This window comes from Mesorhizobium sp. P2_E7 (assembly GCF_056403855.1).
The window spans coordinates 1-26,767 of sequence record NZ_JBFUER010000004.1; the positions used below are offsets into that span (position 1 = coordinate 1).

Genomic DNA, 26,767 nt, shown 5'->3' on the forward strand with positions numbered 1-26,767 from the left:
GGGCGCCGAAATCTACGTCTCGGCCACGCTGGCAGGCGAACCGGTTGCCATCGAAGAAACGGAGAGCGGCGAATGGGCGATGCGCTTCTATGCCCATCCGCTCGGGTTTATCGACCAGAAGCACAGGAAACTGGTTCGCCGAAGCGCCGCGCCAACCAAACCGCTTGGCGCCGCGGCGAACTCAACATAGGGCAAAACTGTTACCTATGTATCCGGTTCAAACTGTTACCCATCTATCGGCTGGACACTGCGAAGCAGCGACGGAGTGGGGGAACCACCTGGCAACCGTCGCCAACGGATGCACAAGAATCTCTCTGTGTCGCGCTGAGGGTCGACCCCCACTCCGTCGAGCTGCGCTCGACACCTCTTCCCCGATCGACGGGGGAGAGGAACGGCGCCAAGTCCTGCTCGTCTACCTTTCCTCTCGTCGGAACGGCTTCAGCAGCGCTGACGGCGCCACCGCATTGCGCGACATCACGGCCATCGCCACGATGGTGAAGATGAACGGCAGCATCAGGAACGCCTCGTAAGGGATATGCCCGAGGCCGCTTGCCTGCATGCGCAATTGCAGCGCATCGACGAAGGCGAACAGCAGCGCCGCGCCCGCCGAGCGCCACGGGTCCCAGCGGCCGAACACGACCAGCGCGATCGCCACCCAGCCGCGGCCGGAGACGACGCCGAAGGTGAAGGCGTTGAACTGCGCCATGGTGAGGAAGGCGCCAGCGAGCCCCATCAGCGCGCCGCCGAGGATGACTGCCTGGAACCGCGTGGCAATGACGCTGACGCCGGCTGAATCGGCAGCGCGCGGGTTCTCGCCGACCATGCGCACCGACAGGCCCCAGGGCGTGCGGTAGAGCACGAAGGCGGCGAGCGGGATAGCGATGATCGCCATGTAGACCAGCGCAAACTGGTTGAACACGGCGGGGCCGAGCACCGGAATGTCGGAGAGGATAGGGATCGGCAGCGTCTGAAACCCCTTGATGCTGGGCGGCACCGATTGCTGGCCGAAGATCAGCCGGTAGAGGAAATAGGCGAGGCCCGACGAGAACAGCGTCACGCCGATGCCGCAGACATGCTGGCTGAGGCCGAGCGCCACGGTGAACAGCGCGTGCAGCGCGCCCATCGCCATGCCGGTCAACACCGCGGCCAGCACGCCGAGCCACAGGCTGCCGCTCAGGCTGGCGGCGGTGAAGCCGGTCATCGCCGACAAAAGCATGATGCCTTCGATCCCGAGATTGAGTACTCCGGCGCGCTCGGAAAACATTTCGCCGAGCGTGGCAAAGGCCAGCGGCGTGGCGATGCGGATGATGGCGGCGAGGAAGCCGACCTGAAAAATCTGTTCGAACACTGCGCTCATGAGGCCGCTCCGACGCGGCGGATGCGATAGGCCGTGAACAGCAGCGCCACCAGCATGGCAAGCAGCGCCGTTCCCTGGATGACATCGCTGAGGAAGGCCGGCACGCCGGTCGCGCGCGACATCGCCTCGGCGCCGGTCATCACGGCGGCCAGAAAAATCCCCGCCGGCACCACGCCGAGCGGATTGAGCCTCGCCAGCATGGCGACGACGATGCCGGAATAGCCATAGCCCGGCGAGATGTCGCTCATCACCTGGAAATGCACGCCGCCGACTTCGCCGACACCGGCGAGCCCGGCCAGCGCACCGGACAGCAGCGCGGTTGAGATCAGCACCCGCTCGACATGGATGCCGCCATAACGGGCGGCTTCAGGGCTTTCGCCGGTGACCCGGATGCGGAAGCCGAGCGTGGTGCGCACGATCAGGAACCAGATCAGTGGCGCGGCGACCAGCGCCGCGATGACGCCGAGATGCAGGCGCGTGCCTTCGAGCAGCACCGGAAAATTTGCCGAATCCTCGATCGGCGGCGAGATCGGATAGCCGCTGAAACTATCCTTCCACGGCCCTTCGATCAGCGCCATCAGCGCATAGTAGATGACCGAATTAAGCAGCAGCGAACTGACGACGTCATCGACCTTGAACTTGACCCTCAGCGTCGCCGGCACCAGCGCCACCGCCGCACCGGCAGCCGCCCCGGCAACCGCCATCAACAGGATCGCCAGCGCCCCCGGCATCGGGATGGCGCCGACAAAGCAGCTGGCGACAGCGCCGGCCAGCAATTGGCCCTCGGCGCCGATGTTCCAGAATTTGGCCCGGAAGGCGACGGCGACCGCCAGCCCGGTGAAGATCATCGGGGCGGCGCGCACCAACGTTTCGGTGATGGCGTAGCTGTCGCCGAACGAGGCCGACAGCATCACGCCATAGGCTTCGAGCACCCCGGCGCCGGCCAGTGCGATGAGGCCGCTGCACAGGATGAGCGTGGCTGCGATCGCGATGAGCGGCAGCGCCAGGTTGAACCAGGCGGGGGTGGCGGTGCGGGCTTCCAGGCGGAACATCAGCTATGGCCCTCCGCCCCGGTCATCAGCAGCCCCAGCCGCGCTATCGTGGCATCGGCGCTGTCGAGCGTGCCGGCAATACGGCCCTCATACATCACCGCGATGCGGTCGCAGAGCACCAGCAGTTCCTCCAGATCCTCGCCGATGACGACGATGCCGCAGCCCTTGGCGCGCATACCGAGAAACTTTTCGTGGATAAAACGGGCGGCACCGATATCGAGGCCGCGCGTTGGCTGCGAGACGATCAGCACTTTCGGATCGAACGCAAGTTCGCGCGCCAACAGCGCCTTCTGCAGATTGCCGCCCGACAGCGCGCCGGCACGAGTCATCGGCCCGGGGCATCTGATATCATAGGCCTTGATCTGTTCTTCCGCGAAGGCGCGGATCGCCTCGGGTTTTAGCAGGCCTTTGCGGCTGAAAGCTTCTGTGCCGATGCGCGGCAGCACCATGGAATCGGCGAGCGGCAGATTGGTCACCAGCCCGGTCGTCATGCGGTCTTCCGGAATGCGGCCGAGACCGAGCGCCTGCACCTCGCGCGGCGAGAACCGCGTCACCGGTTTGCCGGCTATCGTCATCGCGCCGGCGTCAGGCGCCCGCACGCCAGAGATCACCTCGGCCAGCGCCCGCTGGCCATTGCCCGAGACGCCGGCAATGCCGAGGATTTCACCGGCGCGCACAGCAAGCGATACATCGCGCAGCGGCGTGCCCGAGTGCCGCGAGGTGGAAATGCCGTCGAGTGTCAGCACCGCCGCGCCCGGCGTCGACGGCCCCCTCGCCGGCGGCACGATCTCATGGCCGCACATCAGCTGCGCCATCTCCGCCGATGTCGTGTTGACGGGGTCGTCGACGCGGCCGGCAACGCGGCCGTGCCGCAGCACGGTGCAGCGATGGGTCAGCGCTCGCACCTCGTTCAGCTTGTGCGAGATGAAGATGATGCCGAGGCCTTGCGCCGCCATCGAGCGCAGCGCCGAAAACAACCCGTCAACCTCGCTCGGCGCCAGCACCGCCGTCGGCTCGTCGAGGATCAGAAGCTTGGCGCCGCGAAACAGCGCCTTCACAATTTCCAACCGCTGCTGCTCGCCAACCGACAGCGCCGAGACCGGCAGATCGGGGTCGAGCGTCAGTCCATGCCGGCGACTGATGTCGGACAACCGGGCAAGCCCACCGGCTCGGTCGATGCGGCCGGACTTGCCTGATATGCCGATGAGCAGGTTTTCCAGCACAGTCAGCCGCGGCGCCAGATGAAAATGCTGATGCACCATGCCGATACCGGCGGCCAGTGCATCGGCCGAACTGGTGATGCGCACCGGCTTGCCCTGGATCAGGATTTCCCCGGCGTCCGGCGCATAGGCGCCGAACAGCACATTCATCAGCGTCGTCTTGCCGGCGCCGTTTTCGCCCAGCAGCCCGAGGATTTCGCCGGGCGCCACGCTGAGATCGACCGCCTCGTTCGCCTTAACGGCGCCGAAGCTCTTGGTGATGCCGCGCATTTCGATGAGTGGGGCGGACAAGGGCGCTCCTGAATTGTGAGGGCGTGCCCGTCACACCCCCCTCTGGCCTGCCGGCCATCTCCCCCTCATGGGGGGAGATTGGACGTCACGTCGGCTTTCGCCAATCTCAAACCGCGAACAATGTTAGCCAGCGTCAAAGCAGCCCATCTCCCCCCTTGAGGGGGGAGATGCCCGGCAGGGCAGAGGGGGGTGCGACAAGCACCAACCCTCCAACCGAACCTCAATCCGAGACCGGCGTGTTCTCGTCGACATCCACCCGGAAATTGCCTTCCAGGATCTCGGCCTTCTTCTTCTCGACCAGATCCTTGACCTCAGCCGGCAGGGTCTTGTCGAACTTGTGGTAAGGCGCCAGGAACGACCCGCCCTTGGCCATGCGCGAGAAATCGCCATAGTCCTGCGCGGTGAAGACGCCGGCCTTGACCAGTTTGATCGCCTGCTCGACCGTCGGATACATGTCCCAGACCGGGCCGGTGATGACCGTGTCGGGGCCGAGGCTCGACTGGTCGGACATGTTGGAGATGGCGAGGATCTTCTTCTCCACCGCCGCTTCGATGACGCCGAAGCGCTCGGCATAGATGACGTCGACGCCGGCATCGATCTGGGCGACGGCCGCTTCCTTGGCCTTGGGCGGATCGAAGAAGGAGCCGATGAAGGCGACCTTCTTCTTGATGTTCGGATTGACCTCTTTTGCGCCGGCGAAGAAGGCGTTGACCAGCCGGTTCACTTCCGGAATGCCCATCGCCGCCACCGCGCCGACCGTGCCCGACTTAGACATCTTGCCGGCGATGATACCGGAGAGGTAGGCGGGCTCATGGATCCAGTTGTCGAAAACGCCGAAATTGGGTTCGGCCGGGCCGGCGCCGGAGCCGAACAGCCAGGCGGTCTTTGGGAACTGCTTGGCAGTCTTGCGCGATTCACGCTCGGCGGCGAAGGCATCGCCCAGCACCAGCTGATAGCCGCCTTGCGCATATTCGCGCATGACGCGGCTGAAATCGGCGGTCTGCACCTTTTCCGACCATTTGTATTCGATGCCGAGTTCCTTCTCGGCCTTCTGCAAGGCGACGTGAATCTGGTTGTCCCACGGTTCCTCGATCGGCGTGGCGAAGATGGCCGCCACCTTCAGTTTCTTGTCCTTGGCGAAAGCCACGCCCGGCAGCATCGCCGCTGCCAGGCCAAGCGCGCCGAGTTCCAGCACGTCGCGCCGCGACAGGCCGGTCGATTGTGATTTGTTTTTCCGGTTTTCCATCTAGTGCCCCTCTGTTTGACAACCGTGTCGAGCCGGCTGTTCTGAAATCAGACGCGGAACTATGGAACGGGTGCGGACTTTTGTCCACATGGTCAAATTTGGCCGTGATTTATCGCAAAGCCTTCTCACCACCCGCAACGGTGATGACGCCGACGATGATCAGCCCGGTCAGCAACAACCGAACGCCGGCGCTGACGCCGAATGTGTTGAGCATGGTGAGAAGCAGCACCAGGAACAAAGCCGCGCCCCAGACGCCGGGCACGTTGGCCTTGCCGCCGGCGACCGAGGTGCCACCGATGACGACGACGGCGATCGAGGCGAGCAAATACTCATTGCCGATGTCGACATTGGCGCCGCGGAAATAGCCGGCGAGCAGCGCGCCGTCGATACCGCCCAGCGCGCCCGACAGCGTGTAGGTGAGGAAGCGGGTGCGGCCGACATTGACGCCGGCCAGCCACGCCGCGCGGATGTTCTGGCCGATCGCCAGCACCGAGCGACCATAGATCATGCGCTGCAAGGCGATGGCAGCAGCGATGGTGAACAGCACGGTGAGGATCGCCAGCACAGGAATGCCCAGGATCTGCCAGTTGGCGAAATCGGCGAAACCTGGCGGCGGCTTGATCTGCAGGCCGCGCCCGTAGCTGATGTCGATCGACTGGATGATAAAGCTGGCCGACAGCGTCGCGATGATCGGCGGAATGCGCAGCGCCCAGATCAGCAGATAATTGACGGCGCCGATGGCAGCACCGCAGGCGAGCGCCGCCAACAGCCCGACCACGATCATGGAATCGCTTCCATCCATCACCTTCATGGCGACAGCGCTGGCGAGCCCGATATTGGCCGGCAGCGACAGGTCTACATTGCCGGGCCCGAGCGTGATGACGAACATCTGGCCGACGCCGACGATGACGGTAAACACCGCCAGCGAAAGTGCTGCCGTCACCATGCCGCCGGCGCCGTAGCCGCCGGTAAACGCGATGGTCGCCAGCCACACCAGCAGCGCGCCGAGGAAGGACCAGATCCAGGGTTTGGCGACAAGCGATTTAACCAGCGTCATCGCTACCTCTCCCTGCGGCTGATCAGGACGCGGGCTGCCAGCACGATGATCAGGATGGCGCCGTTGGCGGCGACCTGCCAGTCCGGCGGGATGTGCATGAAGGTGAGCAGCGGCGATGCCGCCAGCGCCAGCGTCAGCGCGCCGAGCACGGCGCCGATCGGCGACACCCGGCCGCCGACGAATTCGCCGCCGCCGAGAATGACGCCGGCGATTGCCAGCAGCGTGTAGCCATTGCCGATATTGGCGTCGGCCGAAGTGGTGATGCCGATCAGCGCCATGCCGGACAGAACGCCGAACAGGCCGGTCAGCGCAAACAGCACGATCTTGGTGCGCAGCAGCGACCAGCCGGCGCGCCTGAGCGCCGCCGCATTGCCGCCGGAGCCGCGCAGGATGACGCCATAGGAAGTGCGCATCAGGCCGAAATGCACCACCGCCGCGATCACCAGCGCGGCGATGATCGGGAACGGAATGAAGGGCGGCTTGAACGCCATCAGCCCCAGCAGCCAGTCCGGCGCCTTGCCGCCGGGTTTGGGCAGGACCAGAATGGCCAGCCCCTGCCAGACGAAGCTCATGCCCAGCGTCACCACGATCGACGGCAGGTTGCGCAGATGGATCAGTGCGCCAAGCAGCGCGTAGACGCCGATGGCGCCGATGAGGACAATCACGCCGACCAGCGGCGCATCCTTCAGCCATGTCGCTGTGACGCAGCCGACGAAGCCGACAAAGGTGCCGATCGACAAATCGAGCTCATTGCCCGCGATGACGAACATCTGCGCGATCGTCGCGAGCGCGATCGGGATCGCCAGGTTGAGCATCAGGCTGAAGCCGAAATAGCTGATGGCGCGCGTGTTGAGCCAGGCGATGGCGATGAGCACCAAAGCCAGCGACAGCGCCGGCAACAGGCTGCGCAGCATGCGGGCGCGGGCGGCACTGCCGCGCGGCGAGGAAGTTGGACCGGGAGCGATTGCCGTCATCTCAGGCCGCATCGCCGAATGAGGACTGGATGATCTTTTCCTCCGTCAACTCGCCACGCGTGAGATTGGCGACGATGCGGCCATTCTTGAAGACATGGATGTGGTCGCAATTGTCGAGCTCTTCGGTCTCGGTGGTGTACCAGAGGAAGGTCCTGCCCTTGGCCGCTTCCTCGCGCACAAGATCGTAGACTTCGAGCTTGGTGCCGATGTCGACGCCGCGCATCGGGTCGTCCATCAGCACGATCTCGGCATCGGAGCCGAGCGCCCGGGCAAACAGCGCTTTCTGCTGGTTGCCGCCCGACAGCGAAAAAATGTTGTTGGCCATGTCAGGCGTGCGGATGCCGATCTTCTGCTTCCAGAATTCGGCAAGCTCGGCCTCGCGCTGCGGCGAGATCAGCAGGCCTTTGCGCAGTCGCGAAAGCGAGCGGATGCCTATATTTTCCGAGATCGACCATTGCGGGAAAATGCCGTCCGACTGGCGGTCGCCGGCCACCAGCGCCACCGGCGCGGTCACTTCGATACCCGGCCTTCTGCGGGTCGCGGCGGCAAAGATCGCCAGCAGCAGGTCGGTCTGGCCATGGCCGGCAAGCCCGGCAAGGCCGATGATCTCGCCGGCGCGGGCAACAAGCTCCTTGCCGTCCTCTTGCCGGGCAGGCCGCGCCCGCACCCTTACGGGACTGTCCGCCGGCCTGGCGGCAGCAATCTCCGCCGCGATTTTCTCGCGCGCCTCGGCGCCCCCCATCGTCGCCACCAGCCGGTCGCGGTCGAAGGCCTTTGCCGCGTCCGTGGCGACGACTTTGCCGTCGCGCATCACAACGATGCGGTCGGCGTTCTGCAGCACCTCGCCCAGCACATGCGAGATCAGGATGCAGCTGCCGCCGGCGGCGACGAAGCGGCGCACGAAGGCCAGCAACTGGCCAGCCGTATGGGCGTCGAGCGAGGAGGTCGGCTCGTCGAGAATAACCAGTTCGAGCGGATCGCCCGTCACCGTGAAGGCACGCGCCACCTCGACCATCTGCCTGCGGCCGATCGACAGGTCGCCGGCAATGTCATCCGCCGAGATGCCGTGATCCGGGAAAATTTCGTCGAGCTTGGCGGCGATAAGCGCGGCCGCCTTGCGCCGCCAGCCGAAGCCGGTCAGCGCCGGGTGGTTGATGCGCGTATTCTCGGCGATGCTGAGGTTTGGGCACAGCGACAGTTCCTGGAACACGCAGCGTATGCCGAGTTTTAGCGCGCGCGCCACCGAGTAGTCGATTTCCGCATTGCCGCGCACCGCGATCTCGCCGCCATCCGGCCGCAGCGTGCCGGCCACCATATGCATCAGCGTCGACTTGCCGGCGCCGTTATGGCCGACCAGCCCGACGCATTCGCCTGATACAACATGGAAGTCGACGCCGTTAAGCGCCCGAACGGCGCCGAAATGCTTTTCGGCGCCGTTCAGTCTGATGATGTCCGTATTGGCCTCAGGCATGCCCAACGATATCCGGTCGATCATGCCACTGGCAATGAATGCAAAGCATCACTTGATATTGGCTTTGATCGCCGCGAGGGCGTCTTCCTGCGTGTATTCGTGCGTGGCGACGCCGCCTTCCTTGATCTTCGGCAGCGCTGCCTCGAAATCGTCCTGGGTGAAGGCGAGATAAGGCACCAGCAGATCGTGCGGGATGTCGGTGCGGCCATCAAGCACCTGCTGCGCCACCCAGAAGGCGAGCGACGAGACGCCCGGCGCGATCGACGCCGACCAGGTCTGGTAGCCGTCCTTTTCCTTCTGCTCTTTCCACCATTTCAGTTCGTCCTGGCGGTTGCCCATGATGATGGTTGGGCGCGGCTTGCCGGCGGCGGCGAAGGCTTGTGCTGCGCCATAGCCGTCACCGCCCTGGTCGACGATGCCGACGATGTCGGGCAGCGACGGCAGGATGGTCGCAACCGCCTTCTGCGCCGTCGTCTGGTCCCAATCGCCGGTCACCGAGCCGACGATCTTGAACTCCGGATGCGCGGCAACGCCTTCGAGGATGCCGGCATGGATGGCATCGTCGATCGAGGTGCCGGCCAGGCCGCGAATTTCCAGCAGATTGCCGCCCTTGGGCTGGAACTTGGCCATCTGTTCGACTTCCTGCTTGCCCATGTCCTTGAAGTCGACGACGACGCGATAGGCGCACGGTTCGGTCACGGTGCCGTCGAAGGAGACGACGACGATGCCGGCATCGCAGGCCTGCTTGATGGCGCCGTTCAGCGCATCCGGCGACGCCGCGTTGATGACGATGGCGTCATAGCCCTGCAGGATCAGGTTCTGCACCTGGGCGGCCTGGGTCGGCACTTCCTTGTCGGCGGTGGTGAAGATGTCGGCGGCGCCGACCACCTTGTCCTCGACCGCCTTCTTGGTGACGATGCCGTAGCTGTCGAGCATCGCCTGGCGCCACGAATTGCCGGCGTAATTGTTGGAGAAGGCGATCTTCTTGCCGCTGGTGTCGGCAAGCGCCGTGCCCGAGGCGAGCATTGCCGCAAGCGCGCTCAGAACGAGCAGTTTCTTCATGTCATAATCCTCCCGTGGATTGTCGGCCCCGCCGACTGTTGCTGATGGTTTTGGCATTGGCTGCCTGTTTTTTATCTATTGTCAGACAAATGCAGATGCGCCCGCTTGTCAACTGCGATCGGTCACGCTTTGGCGATCAACTTCAGGTGCGATGATTGAAAAGCCTTCGTGTGCTGGTCTAGGGAAGGGTCAGGAGACCATGCATGGCAGCGACGCCGCCGACCCTTCCCGAAGGCGCACCCGGAATTCCTGCGCGCTGGACGTCGAGCGCCAAGAGCGGCGTTGGCGCAGCGCTGTCGCCGGCGAGCCTTGTCTGGTTCACGCTCAGCCACGGCATCGTCAACGAAGTCTATTATCCCGGCCTCGACAGCGCCTGCACACGTGACATGGGGCTGCTGGTCACCGGTCCCGGCGGCTGGTTCTCCGAGGAGAAGCGCGACGCCACGCATGTCATCGAACCGTTCGAGGACGGCGTGCCCGCCTACCGGCTGGTCAACACCACTGCCCGCTACCGCATCGAAAAGCGCATTCTGGCCGATCCGGCGCGCCCGGCCCTTTTGCAGGAAACCAGTTTCACGGCGCTCGAAGGTAGTGCCGCTGACTACCGGGTCTACGCGCTTCTGGCGCCGCATCTTGTCAATGCCGGCATGGGCAACACGGCCTGGGTCGGCGAGCACAAGGGCAAACCGATGCTGTTCGCCTCCGGGCGCGGCACCTGCCTGGCGCTCGCCTCGTCGCTGCCCTGGGGCGACCGCTCCGCCGGCTATGCCGGATTTTCCGACGGCTGGCAGCAGCTCAGCCGCGACGGTAGCCTCGATCCGGCCTGCCAGAGGGCCGAAGACGGCAATGTCGCGCTGACCGGCGAGATCGGCTTTTCGGCAGACAACAGCAAAGCCTTGCTGGCGCTCGGCTTCGGTTCGACGCCGGACGAAGCCGCCGAACATGCTGCCGCCAGTCTGAAGCGCGGTTTTGAGCCTGCGGCAAAGACCTATGTTGCGAAATGGCGGAAATGGCAGGCCGGCCTGCTGCCGCTCGACCGCCATGATGCTTCCGGCCTCAACACCTACCGCGTCAGCACCGCGGTGCTGGCGACGCACCTTTCGCTGGCCAGGCCCGGTGCTGCCGTCGCCAGCCTGTCGATCCCCTGGGGTTTCAGCAAGGGCGATGACGACCTCGGCGGCTATCATCTGGTCTGGCCGCGCGACCTGGTTGAAACCGCGGGCGGTTTTCTCGCCGCCGGCGATCCGGGCCAGGCGCTGCAGATCCTCACCTATCTCCGTTCCATCCAGCAGCCGGACGGCCATTGGCCGCAGAATGTGTGGCTCGACGGCTCGCTTTATTGGCCGGGCATCCAGATGGACGAATGCGCCTTCCCGCTGCTGCTGGCCGACGCGCTGCACCGCGCCGGCCATTTGCCGCGCGCCAAGCTCGCAGCCTTCATGCCGATGATCGAGAAGGCGGCGTCCTATGTCGTGCGCAACGGCCCCGTCACCGGTCAGGATCGCTGGGAAGAGGACGCGGGATACAGCCCCTTCACGCTTGCCGTCGAGATTTCGGCACTGCTTGGCGCCGCCGACCTGTTCGAGGTTTCAGGAAAACCGGAGCCGGCAAATTATCTGCGCGAAATCGCCGATTGTTGGAACGACCAGATCGAACGCTGGACCTATGTCAGCGACACGCCGGAGTGCCGGCAAGCCGGCGTCGACGGCTATTATGTCCGCATCGCGCCGGCCGACGATGCCGGCGCCGCATCGCCGAAGGACGGTTTCGTACCGATCAAGAACCGGCCGCCGGGCGACACCGACAAGCCGGCCGAGGCGATCGTCAGCCCGGACGCGCTGGCGCTGGTCCGCTTCGGCCTCAGGGCCGCGGACGATCCGCGCATCGTCGACACCGTGACGATCATCGACGCGCAGTTGCGCTGCGACCTGCCGCAGGGGCCTCTCTGGTATCGCTACACCGACGACGGCTATGGCGAACATGCTGACGGCGCGCCCTTCGACGGCACTGGCCAGGGTCGGCCCTGGCCATTGCTCGCCGGCGAACGCGCCCACTATGAGCTGGCCGCCGGACGCAAGGACAAGGCGGCAAGCCTGCTGAAAACCTTCGAGGCCTCCGCCGGGGTTGGCGGCCTGCTGCCGGAACAGGTCTGGGACGGCGCCGATTTGCCGGGGCGCGAATTGTGGCTGGGCAAGCCATCGGGCAGCGCCATGCCGCTGGTCTGGGCGCATTCGGAACACATCAAGCTGTTGCGATCGCTGCGCGACGGCAGCGTCTTCGACATGCCGCCGCAAGGCGTCAAGCGCTACATCAAGGACAATACCGGCTCGCCGTTGAGGATATGGCGCTTCAACAACAGGCTTCGCACCATGGATGCCGGCAAGACGCTGCGCGTCGAATTGCTGCAGCCGGCGCAGATCCGCTGGAGCAGCGATCATTGGCAGACCGCCCACGAAATCCCCACAGCCGAGAACGCTTTAGGCGTTCATCTGGCGGACTTGCCCGTGGCCGATATTCCGCCAGGTAACACCATCGTCTTCACTTTTTTCTGGCCCGACGGCGACCGTTGGGAGAATGTCGACTTCACCGTGGACCTCGAAGAACCAGCTCGCACGTAGTTTTCGTTTCCTCCAGCGACTAGGACAACACCATGCAGATCGGAATGATGGGACTGGGCAGGATGGGCGCCAACATGGTGCGCCGCCTCATGCGCGACGGCCATGAATGCGTCGTCTACGACATCAACCCGGCAAGCGTTGCCGGCCTTGTCGCGGACGGCGCCATCGGTGCCGCCTCGATGGAGGAGTTCGTCGGCAAGCTGTCCAAGCCGCGCAGCGCCTGGCTGATGCTGCCGGCGGCGATCACCGGCAAGATCGCCGACCAGGTGGCAGCGCTGATGGAACCCGGCGACATCATCATCGACGGCGGCAATTCCTACTATCGCGACGCCGTCGACCAGGCCGCTGAACTCGCGCCCAAGGGCCTGCACTATGTCGATGTCGGCACCAGCGGCGGCGTCTGGGGCCTGGAGCGCGGTTATTGCCTGATGATCGGCGGCCCCGACGTGGCGGTCAAACATCTCGACCCGATCTTCGCCACGCTGGCGCCCGGCGCAGATGCCGGCGCCACGCCCGACAAGGCGGGCGGAACCGCGCCCTTCGGCTATCTGCATTGTGGACCGAGCGGCGCCGGTCACTTCGTCAAGATGATCCACAACGGCATCGAATATGGCGTCATGGCCGCCTATGCCGAAGGCATGAACATCCTGAAATCGGCCAATGCCGGCAAACGGCCGCGCACAGCGGACGCCGAGACCAGTCCGCTGGAAAACCCGAAATACTACCAGTTCGACATCGACCTGCCGCAGGTCGCCGAAGTCTGGCGCCACGGCAGCGTCATCGGTTCCTGGCTGCTCGACCTCACCGCCGGCGCACTGAAGAGCGACCCGGGGCTTGCGCAGTTCGGTGGCCGCGTCTCGGATTCCGGCGAGGGCCGCTGGACGCTGAAGGCGGCGATCGACACCGGCGTGCCGGCGCCCGTGCTGTCCTCGGCGCTGTTCGACCGCTTCTCCTCGCAAGGCGAATCCGAATTCTCCGACAAGCTGCTGTCTGCCATGCGCTATGCCTTTGGCGGCCATGTCGAAAAGCCGAAGGCCGGCAAGTGAAAGCGGCAGGGGAGACGCGCAAAATGAGCCCGGAACGGTCCGACACGCTGGTGCTCTTCGGAGCCACCGGCGACCTAGCCCACAAGAAGATATTCCCGGCCCTTTACCAGATGGTCGCCAAGGGGACGCTGACCGAGCCGGTGATCGGCGTCGCCTTCGACGCCTGGGACATCAAGCAGCTGCAGGCGCGGGCCCGCGACGGCATCGTCAACGCCGTCGGCAAGATCGACGAAAAGGTGTTCGCCAAGCTTGCCAGTCTTTTGCGCTATGTCAGCGGCGACTATCGCGACCCGGCGACGTTCGAGAAGCTGAAGACGGCGCTCGGCTCGGCGCAGCGGCCGCTTCACTACATGGCGGTGCCGCCGACCATGTTCGAGACCGTGGTCCAGGGGCTGGAACAGTCGGGCACCGCGCATGGCGCGCGGCTGATGGTGGAAAAGCCGTTCGGCCACGATCTGCAATCGGCGCGCTGGTTGAACCGGGTGCTGCATCTGGTGTTCGACGAGCAGTCGATCTTCCGCATCGACCACTATCTCGGCAAGGAAGCGATCCAGAACCTGCTCTATTTCCGCTTCGCCAATTCCTTCCTCGAGCCGATCTGGAACCGCAACTTCGTCGAAAGCGTGCAGATCACCATGGCCGAGGATTTCGGCATCGATGGCCGCGGCAAATTCTACGACGATGTCGGCGCGATCCGCGACGTGATCGAGAACCATCTGCTCAACATCCTGCTTCTGCTCGCCATGGAGCCGCCGGTTGGCCGCTCCGCCGACGATCTGATCGACGAGAAGGTCCAGGTGCTGCGCGCCATCCGCACCCTGACCAAGGACGACGTCGTGCGCGGCCAGTTCACCGGCTATCTCGCTGAGCCCGGCGTGAAGCCGAACTCGCCGGTCGAGACCTTTGCCGCGGTGCGCTTCATGGTCGACACCTGGCGCTGGCAGGACGTGCCGTTCTTCATCCGCGCCGGCAAGAACATGCCGGTGCACATCACCGAAGTGATCGTGCGGCTGAAACGGCCGCCGCTCGACGTCTTCGATCCGATCAAGCCCGGCGATGCCAATTACGTCCGCTTCCGCATCGACCCGCAGGTGGCGATCTCGATCGGCGCGCAGCGCAAGGCGGCCGGCGACGACATGGTCGGCGAGCAGGTCGAGCTCACAGCGCTCGACGACACCAAGAACGACATGCCGCCCTATGAACGGCTGATCGGCGACGCCATGAACGGCAATGGCCAGCTGTTCACTCGCCAGGACGCCAGCGAGCTTGCCTGGCGCATCGTCGGCCCGGTGCTTGGCGACACCACGCCGCCGCACATCTATGAGCCGAAGACCTGGGGCCCGGCCGACGCGATGGCCAACTTCGGCCCGCCGAACGGCTGGATCAATCCGACTTGAGCAATTCCAGGAAAAGTGTGAGCGGTTTTTCCGGGAAAAAGCGCTAGCGCTTTTCCCTTGGGAATTGCGTGAAACCAAGTGAGCGGAGGAAACGACATGGCCAAGGCAGCCAAGCCCGCGACGGCCGAGGCCGAACCGATCGTGCTGACGATCGATGTCGGCGGCTCGCATGTAAAAATCCTCACCAGCGCCGGCGGCGAGCCGCGCCGCGCCGATTCCGGACCGGACCTGACGCCGCAGCAGATGGTGGCCACGGTGAAGACGCTTGCCGAGGGGCTGGCCTATGACGTGATCTCGATGGGTTATCCCGGCCCCGTCAGGAACAACAAGCCGTCGCTCGATCCTGCCAATCTCGGCAAGGGTTGGGACGGCTATGACTTCGCCGCCGCCTTCGGCAAGCCGGTCAAGGTCGTCAACGATGCGCTGCTGCAAGCCATCGGCAGCTACGATCGCGGACGCATGCTGTTCCTCGGCCTCGGCACTGGCCTCGGCGCGGCGATGATCCTCGACAATGTCGGCCAGCCGATGGAGCTGGCGCATCTGCCCTACCGCAAGGGCCGCAGTTTCGAGGACTATGTCGGCGAGCGCGGCCTGGAGAAATACGGCAAGAAGAAATGGCGCAAATACGTCTTCGACATCGTCGAGCGGCTGCGTGCGGCCCTGCAGCCGGACTACATCGTCATTGGCGGCGGCAATGTCGACAGACTGGATGAATTGCCCGCCAAATCCAGGCGCGGTGACAATACGCGCGCTTTCGAGGGCGGCTTTCGACTATGGCGCGACAAGGCGCTGATCGTCTGATAGTATTAAAATTCAGTATAGTTGTTCAAAATGACGTGTGATGCGATACGAAGTCATTGCGTTACGCAGATTTGGCGATTAGAGCGATTGCACCGGATGGAATCATCTGGGTGCAACCGTACAAATGCGGCAAGACAAATGACTAGAGCGGATTTCCGGCTCCACTGGGACAGCTCTGGGAGTTTCCGCCACCCCCCTAGCGACGGAGAGATAAATTGGCCGACGACAGCAACGACTCTGACAAGGACATCGACCTGCTCGAGCTAACCGCCCATATCGTGTCCGCTTACGTCGAGAAGAACCGCTTGCCCGTTGCCGGCCTGAGCGATCTCATCGCCAGCGTTGCGGCGTCGATCGGCGGGCTCAGCCAGCCGCCGGCGCCGGTGGCGCCGCCGCAGGTCCCGGCCGTCAATCCCAAGCGCTCGGTGACGGCGGATTACATTATCTGCCTCGAGGACGGCAAGAAGTTCAAATCGCTGAAGCGCCATCTCGGCGTCCATTTCAACCTGACGCCGGAGGCCTATCGCGCCAAATGGGGCTTGCCGGCCGATTATCCGATGGTTGCCCCCAACTACGCGGCGTCGCGCTCCGAGCTGGCCAAGTCGATCGGCCTCGGCCGCAAGGCCGCCGCGGTCGCACCGGCCAAAGCCAAGGGTCGCAAGGCCAAGGTTCCGGCCTGAGCGGAATCAGCGCATCGGCGCTGAGCCAACAGTTTGGACGACTGGAACAGAAGCCTGCCGGCGAATGAGCCTTGGCAGGCTTCGTGCTTTTATGGCTTGTACCTCTGAAATGTCAGGACTTTGGGGGAGCGGCCATGAACTACGCCAGAATGGTGATCGAGAAAGAGGCGCCGGAGGAATACGGTTACGACCGCATCCGCTATAACCTCTCCGAAAGCTCGATCGCCGACCAGAAACTCTCTGATATCGGCCTGTCGCTGCCGGACCTCACCCTGTTCTATGGCGAGCATCGCGGCGACAAGGAGCTGCGGGCGCTGATCGCGGCGCAGGACAAAGGCATCTCCGCTGACGATGTTCTGGTGACCGCCGGCGCGGCGGGCGCGTTGTTCATCATCTCGACCTCGCTTTTGTCGGAGCGCGACCATCTCGTCGTGGTCCGGCCGAACTATGCCACCAACATCGAGACCCCCAAGGCGATCGGCTGCGCCATCTCCTATGTCGATCTCGACTTCGACAAAGGGTTCGCCGTCGATGTCAGCCGCGTCGCGGCTGAGCTGCGGCCGAACACCAAGCTGATCAGCGTCACCTGCCCGCACAACCCGACCGGCACGATGATGGAGCGGGCCGATCTCGATGCGCTGATTGCACTCGCCGAAAGCCACAACTGCCGTCTGCTGGTCGACGAGACCTATCGCGACCTGTCCTATGGACAGCGCCTGCCGGCCGCGGCTTCGCTCAGCCCCAAGGCAATCAGCGTGTCGTCGCTATCGAAAGCCTTTGGCATTCCAGGCATCCGCATCGGCTGGCTGGTCACCAGGGATACCGAACTGCAGGAGCGCTTCCTCGCCGCCAAGGAGCAGATCGGCATTTGCGGCAGCGTCATCGACGAAGGCATTGCGCGCAGCATGCTGGAGCGCCGCGAGGCTTTCCTGGCCGCACTGCTGCCCGACATGGCCAAGCGCCGTGACATCGTCCAGGCATGGATCGACCGCGAACCGCTGGTCGACTGGGTGCGGCCGCAGGGCGGCGTCGTCGGCTTTCCCAGGCTCAATGTCGACGCCGACTTCGACCTCGACCGCTTCTACGTCAATTTGCTGGAACGCCACGGCACCTATGTCGGCCCCGGCCACTGGTTCGACATGCCGAAGCGCTTCTTCCGCGTCGGTTTCGGCTGGCCGAAAGAGGCGGAATTGCAGGGTGGTTTGCAGGCTATCTCCGCCGCACTGAGGGAATGATTTTCCATTCCGTTTCTTCAAACGGACCGGAAATCCCTTGATCCCAGATTGATTCGGGCGCACATGCCCCGGCGAACTTAGTTCCCTGGCCGGAACAGCGCCCATCGTGGAAGTGCCCCGCCGGCCAAGTCTTTGCAACGGGGCCTCTCTCCATGACAGCAGAACAAACGTCGCCGGACCAGCGCTACGCTGCCTTCCGTCACCGCTCCTTCCTGAGCTACTGGGCGGCGCGGTTTCTCACCACCTTCGCCACCATGATCGTGTCCGTCGCCGTCGGCTGGCAGATCTACGATCTGACGCGCAATCCTTTCGACCTCGGCATTGTCGGCATCGTCCAGTTCCTGCCGTCGCTGCTCCTGGTGCTGGTCACCGGCGTCGTCGCCGACCGTTTTGGGCGCCGCCTGATCATGGCGCTGGCGACCGTGACCGAGGCGGGCTGTGCGCTCGTTCTGTTGTACTTCACGCTGCGCGGTCTCGTCAGTCCGCTGCCGATCTTCGTCGTGCTGGCGCTGTTCGGCATGGCGCGCGCCTTTTACGGACCGGCCTCGTCGTCGCTGTTCGCCAATCTGGTGCCGCCGGAGGACTTTGGTAACGCAATCGCCTGGAACTCGTCGGCCTGGCAGACGGCGACCATTGTCGGCCCGGTCGCCGGCGGCCTGCTCTATGGCGTCTCGGCCGAAGCCGCATACGCCACTGCCTCCGTGCTGATGCTGGTGGCCGGTCTGCTGATCTTCACCATTCCCAAGCCCGCCCAGCAGAGCGCCACCGACAAGCCGACGATGGAAACGCTGTTTGCCGGCTTCCGCTACATCTGGAGCGAGAAGATCGTGCTCGGCGCCATCTCGCTCGACCTCTTCGCCGTGCTTCTGTCCGGCGCCTCGGCGCTGCTGCCGGTCTATGCCCGCGACATTCTCGAGCTCGGGCCCTGGGGCCTCGGCCTCTTACGCTCGGCGCCCGGCATCGGCGCCATCTGTGTCGCGGTCTGGCTTGCCGGGCATCCGCTTCGCGACAATGCCGGCAAGATCATGCTCGGCTTCGTGGCAGGCTTTGGTGCCTTCACCGTGCTGTTCGGCGTTTCCACCATCACCTGGCTGTCGATCCTGGCCCTTGCCGGCCTCGGCGCCACCGACATGTTCAGCGTCTATATCAGGGAGACGCTGATCCAGTTGTGGACGCCGGACGAGGTGCGCGGCCGCGTCAACGCCGTCAACCAGGTCTTCGTCGGTGCCTCCAACGAAGTTGGCGAATTCCGCGCAGGCACCATGGCAGCACTGATCGGCACCGTGCCGGCAGTGGTGATCGGCGGCATCGGCGCGATTGCCGTGGCTGGCCTGTGGGCGGTGCTGTTCCCGCAGCTGCGCCGGGTGCGGCATCTCAACAGCCGCAACTGATCGAGCAAGCCGCTGGATCCCGCGCTCGCCCCAAATCAGTTTGCGCCGACGACGGCTGAGATGGACCGGCAGCGGACGGTCCGGTTCTGGAACGAACTAGCCAGATGGCGGGGCAACCACAGGGTGGACATTTCAGCCCACATGGAAAATGATTATGTTGCCCTGCACAATACCGTAGGGCTCTGATCTCGACGACAAGCCTGAGCGTAGAAGCGGATCAACCGACCTCCGGGTCCAGCGAGGGGGACGCAAAATGGACAATGGGCAACTGCATCGCGACGCGGGCGGGCGACCCCGTCGATCCGCCGGCTGGCTTGCCCGCGCGGCCATGTCGTCGGCGTTCCTGCTCGGCATGGCTTTCAGCAGCACTGCGTTTGCGCAGGACCAGCAGCTACCCGTGGTGACGGCGGCCAAGCCGGTGGTCCGTGAAATCGTCGAAGACGACGAGTTCGTCGGCCGCTTCGAAGCCGTCGACCAGGTCGCCATCCGTTCGCGCGTCAGCGGCTATCTGGACAAGGTCAGCTTCCAGGACGGCGCACTGGTCAACAAGGGCGACCTGCTCTTCACCATCGACCAGCGTCCGTACCAGGCGGCTTATGATGCCGCCAAATCGCAAGTGGACGTCGCCAAGTCTCTGCTCGAATTCTCCAAGATGCAGCTGGATCGCGCCGACGAACTCGCCAAGACCGGCAATATCTCGGCCGCGACGGTCGACGACCGCCGGCGGGAATACCTTTCGGCACAGGCGCAGATGCAGGGCGCAACGGCTGCGCTGACGTCGGCCAGCCTGAATCTGGAATTCACCGAGATCAAGGCGCCCTTGTCCGGTCGCATCGACCGCCGGCTGGTGTCGGTCGGCAACCTCGTACAGCCGGACTCCACCTTGCTGACGACCATCGTTACCCGCGATCCGATCGACTTCTATTTCGACGTCGATGAGCGCCTGTATTTCAGCTACGCCCGCGACGCTAAGGAGCGCGGCGGCTCGATGCAGGAAGGCGCTGGCGGCCTTGAAGTGGTGGTTCGCGTCGCCGACCGCGCGGAGGCGGTGTTCAAAGGCAAGCTCGATTTTGCCGAGAACCGCATCGACAACGCGACCGGCACCATGCGGGTGCGTGCAACGTTTCCCAACGCCGACGGCGTTCTCCAGCCAGGCATGTTCGGTCGCATCAACGTGCCGGGGTCGCTGCCGCATACCGGTGTGCTGGTGCCCGACGAGGCGATCGGCGCCGATCAGGATCGCCGCATCGTCTCCCTGGTGGATGAGGCAGGCATGGTGTCGGCGAAGCCCGTGCGCACCGGCCCGCTTCTCGACGGCTACCGGGTGATCCGCTCGGGCCTGACCGGCAACGAGACGATCATCGTCAACGGGCTGATGCATGCCAGGCCCGGCACCAAGGTGAAGGTCGAGATGGTGACGTTGCCGCCCAAGGTCGAAACCGCCGGGTTGCCGCAATGAGGTTCGCCCATTTCTTCGTCGACCGTCCGATCTTCGCATCGGTCGTTTCGATCGTCCTGCTGATCCTTGGCGGGATTGCCTATACCCAGCTGCCGGTCGCGCAATATCCCGAGATCGCGCCGCCGACCATCGTCGTTCGCGCGCAGTATCCGGGCGCCGACGCCGAGACGGTCGCAGCGACCGTGGCAACGCCGATCGAGCAGGAGATCAACGGCGTCGAGGGCATGCTCTACATGTCGTCCTATTCGTCGGGCGACGGGGCGATGGCGCTGACCATCACCTTCAAGCTGGGCACCGATCTCGACCAGGCGCAGGTGCTGGTGCAGAACCGCGTGTCGGTCGCCGAGCCGCGCCTGCCCGAAGAAGTCCGCCGCCTCGGCATCACCACCACCAAAAGCTCGCCCGACCTGATGATGGTCGTGCACATGCTGTCGCCCGACAATACCTATGACCAGCTCTACGTCTCGAACTACGCCCGCTCGCGGGTGCGCGACATACTGCTCAGGTTGGACGGCGTCGGCGACCTCATCATCTTCGGCGAACGCGAATATTCGCTCCGCATCTGGCTCGATCCGGAAAAACTGTCCGCCCTGGGGATGACGTCGGGCGATGTGGTGCAGGCGCTGCGCGACCAGAACGTCCAGGTGTCGGGCGGCTCGATCGGCGCGCCGCCGACCAACATGGGCACGGCGTTCCAGTACACGGTCACCACGCAAGGCCGCTTCAACGATGCACGCGACTTCCGATACGTGATCGTCAAATCGACCGAGGACGGCCGCCTGATCCAGCTGCAGGACGTGGCGCGCATCGAGCTCGGCGCCAAGGATTACGTCACCAACTCCTATCTCAACGGCAAACCGGCGGTGGCGCTCGCCATCTTCCAGCGGCCGGGCACCAATGCGCTCGCCGCAGCCGCGGAGATCCAGGACAAGATGAAGGAGCTGTCCCAGGATTTCCCGAAGGGACTGAGCTACGACATCGTCTACAATCCGACCGAGTTCGTCGCCGAGTCGATCCAGGAGGTCTACAAGACGATCCTCGAGGCGATGGTGCTGGTCATCATCGTCATCATCGTCTTCCTGCAATCGTGGCGCATGGCGATCGTGCCGATCGTGGCGATTCCCGTGTCGCTGATCGGCACGCTGGCGGTGCTTTATGCCGCCGGCTTCTCGCTCAACATGCTGACGCTGTTCGGCCTCGTTCTGGCGATCGGCATCGTCGTCGACGATGCGATCGTCGTGGTCGAAAACGTCGAGCGCAATATCGCCAGAGGGCTGGCGCCCAATCCGGCGTCGCACCTGACCATGGACGAAGTCGGAACAGCGGTCATCGCGATCTCGCTGGTGCTGATAGCCGTGTTCGTACCGACAGCCTTCATCCCCGGCATTTCCGGGCAATTCTACCTGCAGTTTGCGATCACCATCGCGGTGTCGACCGCGATCTCGGCATTCAATTCGCTGACGCTTTCACCGGCGCTGGCCGCGCTTCTGTTCAAGCCGCACCACACTGCTGCGGCGCCGCCGCGCTTTTTCCTGGCGCGGTTCGGTCAGGCGCTCGCCGACGGCTTTAACCACGGCTTCGACCGGCTCGCCCATTGGTATTCGAGCATCGTCCGCGTGCTGGTCGGCTCGCGGATAGCGATCGCCGCCATGCTGGCCGTTTTTGCGGGCCTCATCTACGCCACGGTCTACATGGTGCAGACGGTGCCGCGCGGTTTCATTCCGTCGCTCGACCAGGGCTATGCGATCGTCGTCGTCCAGCTGCCGGATGGCGCCTCGCTGGCGAGGACCGATGCGGTCATCCAGCAGGCGTCGCAGATCATCCAGAAAACGCCAGGCGTCGACTACGCAGTCGCCTTCGCCGGCTTCTCCGGCGCGACCTTCACCAACGCCAGCAACGCGGGCGTGATTTTCGCCAGGTTCAAGCCGTTTGACGAGCGACTGAAAGAAGGCCAGTCGGCGACCAAGGTCATCGGCAATCTGTTCGGCAGCCTGCAAAGCATCAAGGAAGCCTTCATCATCGCACTGCCGCCACCGCCGATCCGTGGCGTTGGCAATGCCGGCGGCTTCAAGCTGCAGATCCAGGAGCGCAACAGCGCCGACATGCGGCAGATCCTCGCGCTTGCCTACGAAATCGCCGGCAAGGCCAACAAGACGCCGGGGCTGACGGGTGTGTTCACCACCTTCTCTGCATCGAGCCCGCAATTCTTCCTGGCGATCGATCGCGACAAGGCGCGCATCCTGAACGTGCCGATCCCCAACATCTTCGAGACGCTGTCGATCAATCTGGGCACCGCCTATGTCAACGACTTCAACGCTTTCGGGCGCGTCTACCAGGTGCGCGCGCAGGCCGACCAGACGTTCCGCCTCGATCGCGCCGACATCTTGAAACTGAAGGTGCGCTCGGCGACCGGCGCGCTGGTTCCGCTCGGCACGTTGATCGAGATCCGCGACGTTACCGGCCCGGCGCTGGTCCAGCGCTACAACATGTACGTCTCGGTGCCGCTGCAGGGCAACGCCGCGCCCGGCGTTTCCACCGGCGATGCGCTGGCCAAGATGGAAGCGATCACGGCACAGACGCTGCCGGCCGGTACCTCCTATGAATGGACCGAGCTCGCCTATCAGGAGCGCAACACCGGCAATGCCGCTGTCTATATCTTCGGACTGTCGGTGCTGTTCGTGTTCCTGGCGCTGGCGGCGCAATATGAAAGCTGGGTGCTGCCGTTCGCCATTGTGCTGGTGGTGCCGCTCGGCGTGCTCGCGGCGTTGCTCGGCGTGTCGTTCCGAGGGCTGGACAACAACATCCTCGTGCAGATCGGCCTCATCGTGCTGATCGGGCTTGCCGCCAAGAACGCGATCCTGATCGTCGAATTCGCGCGGCAGGCGCAGGAACGCGGACTGTCGGTCGCCGAGGCTGCCGTCGAAGCCTGCCGGCTCAGGCTGCGGCCGATCCTGATGACCGCCTTCGCGTTCATCCTCGGCGTCGTGCCGCTGATGATCGCAACGGGCCCGGGCGCGGAAATGCGCCAGTCGCTCGGCACCGCGGTGTTCTCCGGTATGCTCGGCGTCACCTTCGTCGGCCTGTTCCTAACGCCGGTGTTCTACGTCACGCTCAGGTCGCTGTTTTCACGGCGCAAGCCCGGTGCCGAGGTCGAGCCTTCGGCGCCGGCAGAGGCGCCATCGGAGACGGCCGCCGAGTAGGGTTACGGCCTGGCTGTCCGCAGCTACGCCGGGTGCGGCATCTGAACAGCCGCGACTGATCGAGTCCGCCGCTGGATCCGGCTCTCAGGCCAATCAGCTTGCGCGGCTGAGACGGAGCCGGAAGCGGACGGACAGCTTCGGGCCTCCGATTTTCAGTAGGTCCGTGCAGCAGCGTCGTGAGTTGGCCCGAAACGGTCGTCGCGCCGTCGCCAAGATGAGGTCCACTCGTTGCAATCAGGTTACCAGCTCAAGTATTTTCTGCCAGCGAGGATGATTGTGAAGCTTGGCGAAGTCAGAGTCCTGTTTGACCCATGCCTTGGTCTCGTGATTCGCGTGCGGAAGCAGACGCGCCAACAGATCTAGCGCCGGCTCGGCATCCTCCAAAAGCGAGTAGACGCAAGCAGCATTGTATTGGGTTAGAATATCGTCGGGATCAATGGCCAACGCACGCGACGTCCATTCCCTCGCACGGGCGATCTCTCCAATTTCGGCAAGCGCGCTGGCACCTAGATAGGCTGGGCGCGGGTTATCGGGATGCAGAGCCAACTCGGCTTCGGCCAGCTTAATTCCTGCGCGCGCTGCATAGATAATATCCTTGTCCCGGCCTAGGGAACGGTAGATCGGGATCAGCAGGATCTGGCTCTGGTAGTCATCTGGCTTGATCTCAGCCGCCCGTTCATATAGCCGCGCGGCTTGATCGAGTTTACCCTGCGCGAAGGAGGCGCGAGCGAAAAAGTAGTGGGCTTCGTACAGATTAGGATTCAGGGCAATCGCGCGTTCAAATTCCGTCTCAGCCTCGGGATAACGCTCCCCGAGCGATAAGGCCAATGCGCGCGAAGCATGAGCCTCGGACAGGCCACCCTCAAGATCGAGTGCCTTGGCGCTGGTGGCCAGAATACTCTCGACTGCTATGTTCTCATAATAATGTAGAAACAAAAAGGAGTCGCAGTCGGCGATCCCGGAATACGCTCGGGCATAAAGCGGATCGAGCTCGACCGCTTTCGAAAACATTCGCCTCGCAAGCGTGTAATATGCTCTCGAGTGCCTATGCAAGAACTGCCGCCCGCGAAGATAGTAGGTGTAGGCATCGATGTTTTCGGTTGGCGCTTGGCCAACGATCTTTTTCTCCTCCGGCAGAAGCTTTACCTTCAGCTGCTCGACGATGGTTCTCGTTATCTCGTCCTGGATAGCGAAGATATCGGTCAGGTCTCGGTCGTATCGGTCGGCCCACAGATGGGTTCCGTCCTTTCCGTTGATGAGCTGAGCTGTTATTCGCACGCGCTGGCCAACCTTGCGCACACTTCCTTCCAAAACGGTCGTGACGTTGAAGCGCCGGCTCACATCCTGTACGTCGACCGGCTTGCCCTTATAAGTGAATACAGAATTACGGGCGATGACCGACAGGCCTGAGATCTTGGAGAGGTCCGTGATGATGTCCTCGGTAATCCCGTCAGAAAAGTACTCCTGCTCCGGATCTCCGCTCATATTGAGGAAGGGGAGCACCGCTATTGAAGGCTTCTCCCTCTGCGGCAGATTGCCTTGAGGCGTCTGCTCTACGCTCGCAGCACGTGGATCGAGCGACACGTTGTAAACCCTTACAGGTTGTTCGATGTTCTTTAGCTTCTGCTCGCCGGTATCCTCGAAGAGGAGGTCGAGCCGGTTGCCCACATTGTCGCGCACTGGGCCGGAAACCGCGATTCCACCGGACTTGGCGATGGTTTCGATTCGTGCCGCGACGTTCACACCCTCGCCATAGATGTCATCGTCATCGACGATGATGTCACCGAGGTGGACGCCAATGCGGAATTCAATCCGCCTGTCCTCGGGTATGTCGATGTTCCGCTCGCGCATCTTTCGCTGAATGTCGGCGGCGCAGGCGACCGCGTTCACCACACTCGGGAACTCGACCAGCATTCCGTCGCCGGTCAGCTTTACGATTCGTCCTCCATGCTCGCCGATCTTGCCGTCTACCAGTTCCTTGCGATGAAGCTTGAGCGCGGCAAGCGTGCCGACCTCGTTCACTCCCATGAGGCGACTATACCCAACGACGTCGGCGGCAAGGATGGCTGCGAGTCGGCGCACAAGGTTACCTGTGGATATTGCCTGGTTTGAACCTTCAGTAGCAGGTTCCTGGCGCTACGCCCATGAGAAATCGAGAATCCAAGTGATGGTTGAGCGCCGATCTTGAATGTCTGGATAAGTAAATCCACGCTCTCGTGTCGCTGAGCCGCGAAGAAGATCTCGCTGAACCGCCCCGTCATACACGTACTGTCGCTAGTGTTATCGTCTTGCGCAGATGTGATCTTCAGAGTTTGGCAGTCACTCTCGCTGCAATCGATGAGGTCGATTCTTCCGTTATTAAAGCCTGGTGACAGGCATCTTTCAATTTATCTCAACGACCGGCATGCGTCGCAAAGCAGTCGTCCCCGCCTCCCGGAAGTATGTCGTCTTTGGCAAGCTCGGCCGTTCAGAGTAGTTGGATTTACTCTATCCCGCAGTAGGCTTGCCGAAGATCAGGCTCAAAAACTCGCTCAGCCAGCGCTTCAGGTGCATGTCCCAGATCAGCCGGCCGCCGAGATGGTCGCGGCCGGGCTGGGCGCCGGGCAGTTCGAAACGGTGCGCGCCGCGCACCACCCAGCGCTGCATCATCAGCCGGGTCAGTTCGCCGTGGAACTGGATGCCCCAGGCATTGCCGCCGTAGCGGAAGGCCTGGTTGGGGTAGGTTTCCGCGGTCGCCAGCAGTGTCGCGTCTTTCGGCAGTGAAAAACCTTCACGATGGAACTGGTAGACCATGTCGGGCCAGTGCAGCAGCTTTTTGCCGGCTTCGGTGGATTTAAGCGGATACCAGCCGATCTCGACCAGCCCTTCGTCATGACCCTCGACCTTGCCGCCGAGATGGTTGGCCAGCATCTGCGCGCCAAGGCAGATGCCGAGGAAGGGCCGGTTCTCGCGCAACGGTACATTCAGCCAGTTGGTTTCGCGGCGGACGAACTCGTCCTCGTCATTGGCGCTCATCGGCCCGCCGAACACCACGGCGCCGGCATGCCCTTCCAGCGTCTCGGGCAAGCTGTCGCCCAGAGGCGGCCGGCGGATGTCGAGATCGAAACCTTCCTCGAGCAGCATATGGCCGACCCGGCCGGGGCTCGAAGTCTCCTGATGCAGCACGATCAGGATCTTTGGTTTCGAGCTCGGTCTAGGCGGCATGGAGAG

The 26,767-nt window shown here is 63.7% G+C and carries 19 protein-coding genes and 1 pseudogene; 10 read left to right on the plus strand and 10 right to left on the minus strand.

All coding sequences use genetic code 11. The features are described from left to right. A pseudogene (locus tag AC1DYC_RS21235) lies at nucleotides 1-190 on the plus strand (integrase); the annotation flags it as partial. Nucleotides 191-412: 222 nt separating this feature from the next. Here AC1DYC_RS21235 and AC1DYC_RS21240 read toward each other — a convergent pair. The 8 genes from AC1DYC_RS21240 to AC1DYC_RS21275 all read right to left on the minus strand — a co-directional run bounded on the left by AC1DYC_RS21240 (nucleotide 413) and on the right by AC1DYC_RS21275 (nucleotide 9,730). Continuing rightward, a complete protein-coding gene (locus AC1DYC_RS21240) occupies nucleotides 413-1,357 on the minus strand; it encodes an ABC transporter permease (protein WP_477409643.1) in 945 nt (314 codons plus the stop codon). Next, nucleotides 1,354-2,409, minus strand: a complete 1,056-nt coding sequence (locus tag AC1DYC_RS21245; protein ID WP_477409645.1) for an ABC transporter permease — start codon at nucleotides 2,407-2,409, stop codon at nucleotides 1,354-1,356. The genes AC1DYC_RS21240 and AC1DYC_RS21245 overlap by 4 nt, the downstream gene beginning before the upstream one ends. Continuing rightward, nucleotides 2,409-3,920, minus strand: coding sequence for an ABC transporter ATP-binding protein (locus AC1DYC_RS21250; protein WP_477409647.1), 1,512 nt, complete (start codon nucleotides 3,918-3,920; stop codon nucleotides 2,409-2,411). Before AC1DYC_RS21250 ends, AC1DYC_RS21245 begins: the two co-directional genes overlap by 1 nt. Before the next feature lie 220 nt (nucleotides 3,921-4,140). Next, a complete protein-coding gene (locus tag AC1DYC_RS21255; protein ID WP_477409649.1) occupies nucleotides 4,141-5,166 on the minus strand; it encodes a BMP family protein in 1,026 nt (341 codons plus the stop codon). A gap of 109 nt (nucleotides 5,167-5,275) precedes the next feature. Then, complete coding sequence (locus AC1DYC_RS21260; protein ID WP_477409651.1) at nucleotides 5,276-6,223, minus strand: ABC transporter permease; 948 nt, start codon at nucleotides 6,221-6,223, stop codon at nucleotides 5,276-5,278. A 2-nt stretch (nucleotides 6,224-6,225) separates the two neighbouring features. Then, nucleotides 6,226-7,197, minus strand: a complete 972-nt coding sequence (locus AC1DYC_RS21265; protein WP_477409653.1) for an ABC transporter permease — start codon at nucleotides 7,195-7,197, stop codon at nucleotides 6,226-6,228. A gap of 1 nt (nucleotide 7,198) precedes the next feature. Continuing rightward, nucleotides 7,199-8,668 carry a sugar ABC transporter ATP-binding protein gene (locus AC1DYC_RS21270; protein ID WP_477409655.1) on the minus strand — a complete coding sequence of 490 codons (1,470 nt, stop codon included), beginning with the start codon at nucleotides 8,666-8,668 and terminating at the stop codon, nucleotides 7,199-7,201. A 48-nt stretch (nucleotides 8,669-8,716) separates the two neighbouring features. Then, the gene (locus tag AC1DYC_RS21275) at nucleotides 8,717-9,730 is read right to left on the minus strand and encodes a substrate-binding domain-containing protein (RefSeq protein ID WP_477307993.1); all 1,014 of its coding nucleotides are present in this window, start codon (nucleotides 9,728-9,730) and stop codon (nucleotides 8,717-8,719) included. 203 nt (nucleotides 9,731-9,933) lie between these two features. Here AC1DYC_RS21275 and AC1DYC_RS21280 point away from each other — a divergent pair, with 203 nt between their 5' ends. From AC1DYC_RS21280 to AC1DYC_RS21320, 9 genes are all read left to right on the plus strand, one after another. Continuing rightward, on the plus strand, nucleotides 9,934-12,348 hold the full coding sequence (locus AC1DYC_RS21280) for a glucan 1,4-alpha-glucosidase (protein ID WP_477409657.1): 2,415 nt from the start codon (nucleotides 9,934-9,936) through the stop codon (nucleotides 12,346-12,348). Nucleotides 12,349-12,380: 32 nt separating this feature from the next. Further along, complete coding sequence (gene gnd, locus AC1DYC_RS21285) at nucleotides 12,381-13,394, plus strand: phosphogluconate dehydrogenase (NAD(+)-dependent, decarboxylating) (RefSeq protein WP_477409659.1); 1,014 nt, start codon at nucleotides 12,381-12,383, stop codon at nucleotides 13,392-13,394. Between the two features lie 23 nt (nucleotides 13,395-13,417). Further along, the gene (gene zwf, locus AC1DYC_RS21290; RefSeq protein ID WP_477409661.1) at nucleotides 13,418-14,791 is read left to right on the plus strand and encodes a glucose-6-phosphate dehydrogenase; all 1,374 of its coding nucleotides are present in this window, start codon (nucleotides 13,418-13,420) and stop codon (nucleotides 14,789-14,791) included. Between the two features lie 96 nt (nucleotides 14,792-14,887). Beyond that, complete coding sequence (locus AC1DYC_RS21295) at nucleotides 14,888-15,592, plus strand: ROK family protein (protein WP_477409663.1); 705 nt, start codon at nucleotides 14,888-14,890, stop codon at nucleotides 15,590-15,592. Nucleotides 15,593-15,807: 215 nt separating this feature from the next. Beyond that, on the plus strand, nucleotides 15,808-16,272 hold the full coding sequence (locus AC1DYC_RS21300; protein ID WP_477409665.1) for a Ros/MucR family transcriptional regulator: 465 nt from the start codon (nucleotides 15,808-15,810) through the stop codon (nucleotides 16,270-16,272). A 134-nt stretch (nucleotides 16,273-16,406) separates the two neighbouring features. Beyond that, the gene (locus tag AC1DYC_RS21305) at nucleotides 16,407-17,507 is read left to right on the plus strand and encodes an aminotransferase class I/II-fold pyridoxal phosphate-dependent enzyme (RefSeq protein WP_477409667.1); all 1,101 of its coding nucleotides are present in this window, start codon (nucleotides 16,407-16,409) and stop codon (nucleotides 17,505-17,507) included. A 152-nt stretch (nucleotides 17,508-17,659) separates the two neighbouring features. Beyond that, nucleotides 17,660-18,898, plus strand: a complete 1,239-nt coding sequence (locus tag AC1DYC_RS21310; protein WP_477409669.1) for an MFS transporter — start codon at nucleotides 17,660-17,662, stop codon at nucleotides 18,896-18,898. Nucleotides 18,899-19,226: 328 nt separating this feature from the next. Further along, nucleotides 19,227-20,357: an efflux RND transporter periplasmic adaptor subunit gene (locus AC1DYC_RS21315; protein ID WP_477410102.1), complete on the plus strand. Its 1,131-nt coding sequence runs from the start codon at nucleotides 19,227-19,229 to the stop codon at nucleotides 20,355-20,357. Beyond that, the gene (locus tag AC1DYC_RS21320; protein ID WP_477409671.1) at nucleotides 20,354-23,557 is read left to right on the plus strand and encodes an efflux RND transporter permease subunit; all 3,204 of its coding nucleotides are present in this window, start codon (nucleotides 20,354-20,356) and stop codon (nucleotides 23,555-23,557) included. Before AC1DYC_RS21315 ends, AC1DYC_RS21320 begins: the two co-directional genes overlap by 4 nt. A 234-nt stretch (nucleotides 23,558-23,791) precedes the next feature. On the opposite strand, the gene AC1DYC_RS21325 is transcribed toward AC1DYC_RS21320, so the two are convergent. Together AC1DYC_RS21325 and AC1DYC_RS21330 are read right to left on the minus strand one after the other, a co-directional pair. Continuing rightward, nucleotides 23,792-25,657: an adenylate/guanylate cyclase domain-containing protein gene (locus tag AC1DYC_RS21325; protein WP_477410103.1), complete on the minus strand. Its 1,866-nt coding sequence runs from the start codon at nucleotides 25,655-25,657 to the stop codon at nucleotides 23,792-23,794. A gap of 387 nt (nucleotides 25,658-26,044) precedes the next feature. Next, complete coding sequence (locus AC1DYC_RS21330) at nucleotides 26,045-26,761, minus strand: glutamine amidotransferase (protein WP_477409673.1); 717 nt, start codon at nucleotides 26,759-26,761, stop codon at nucleotides 26,045-26,047. Between the last annotated feature and the right edge of the window lie 6 nt (nucleotides 26,762-26,767).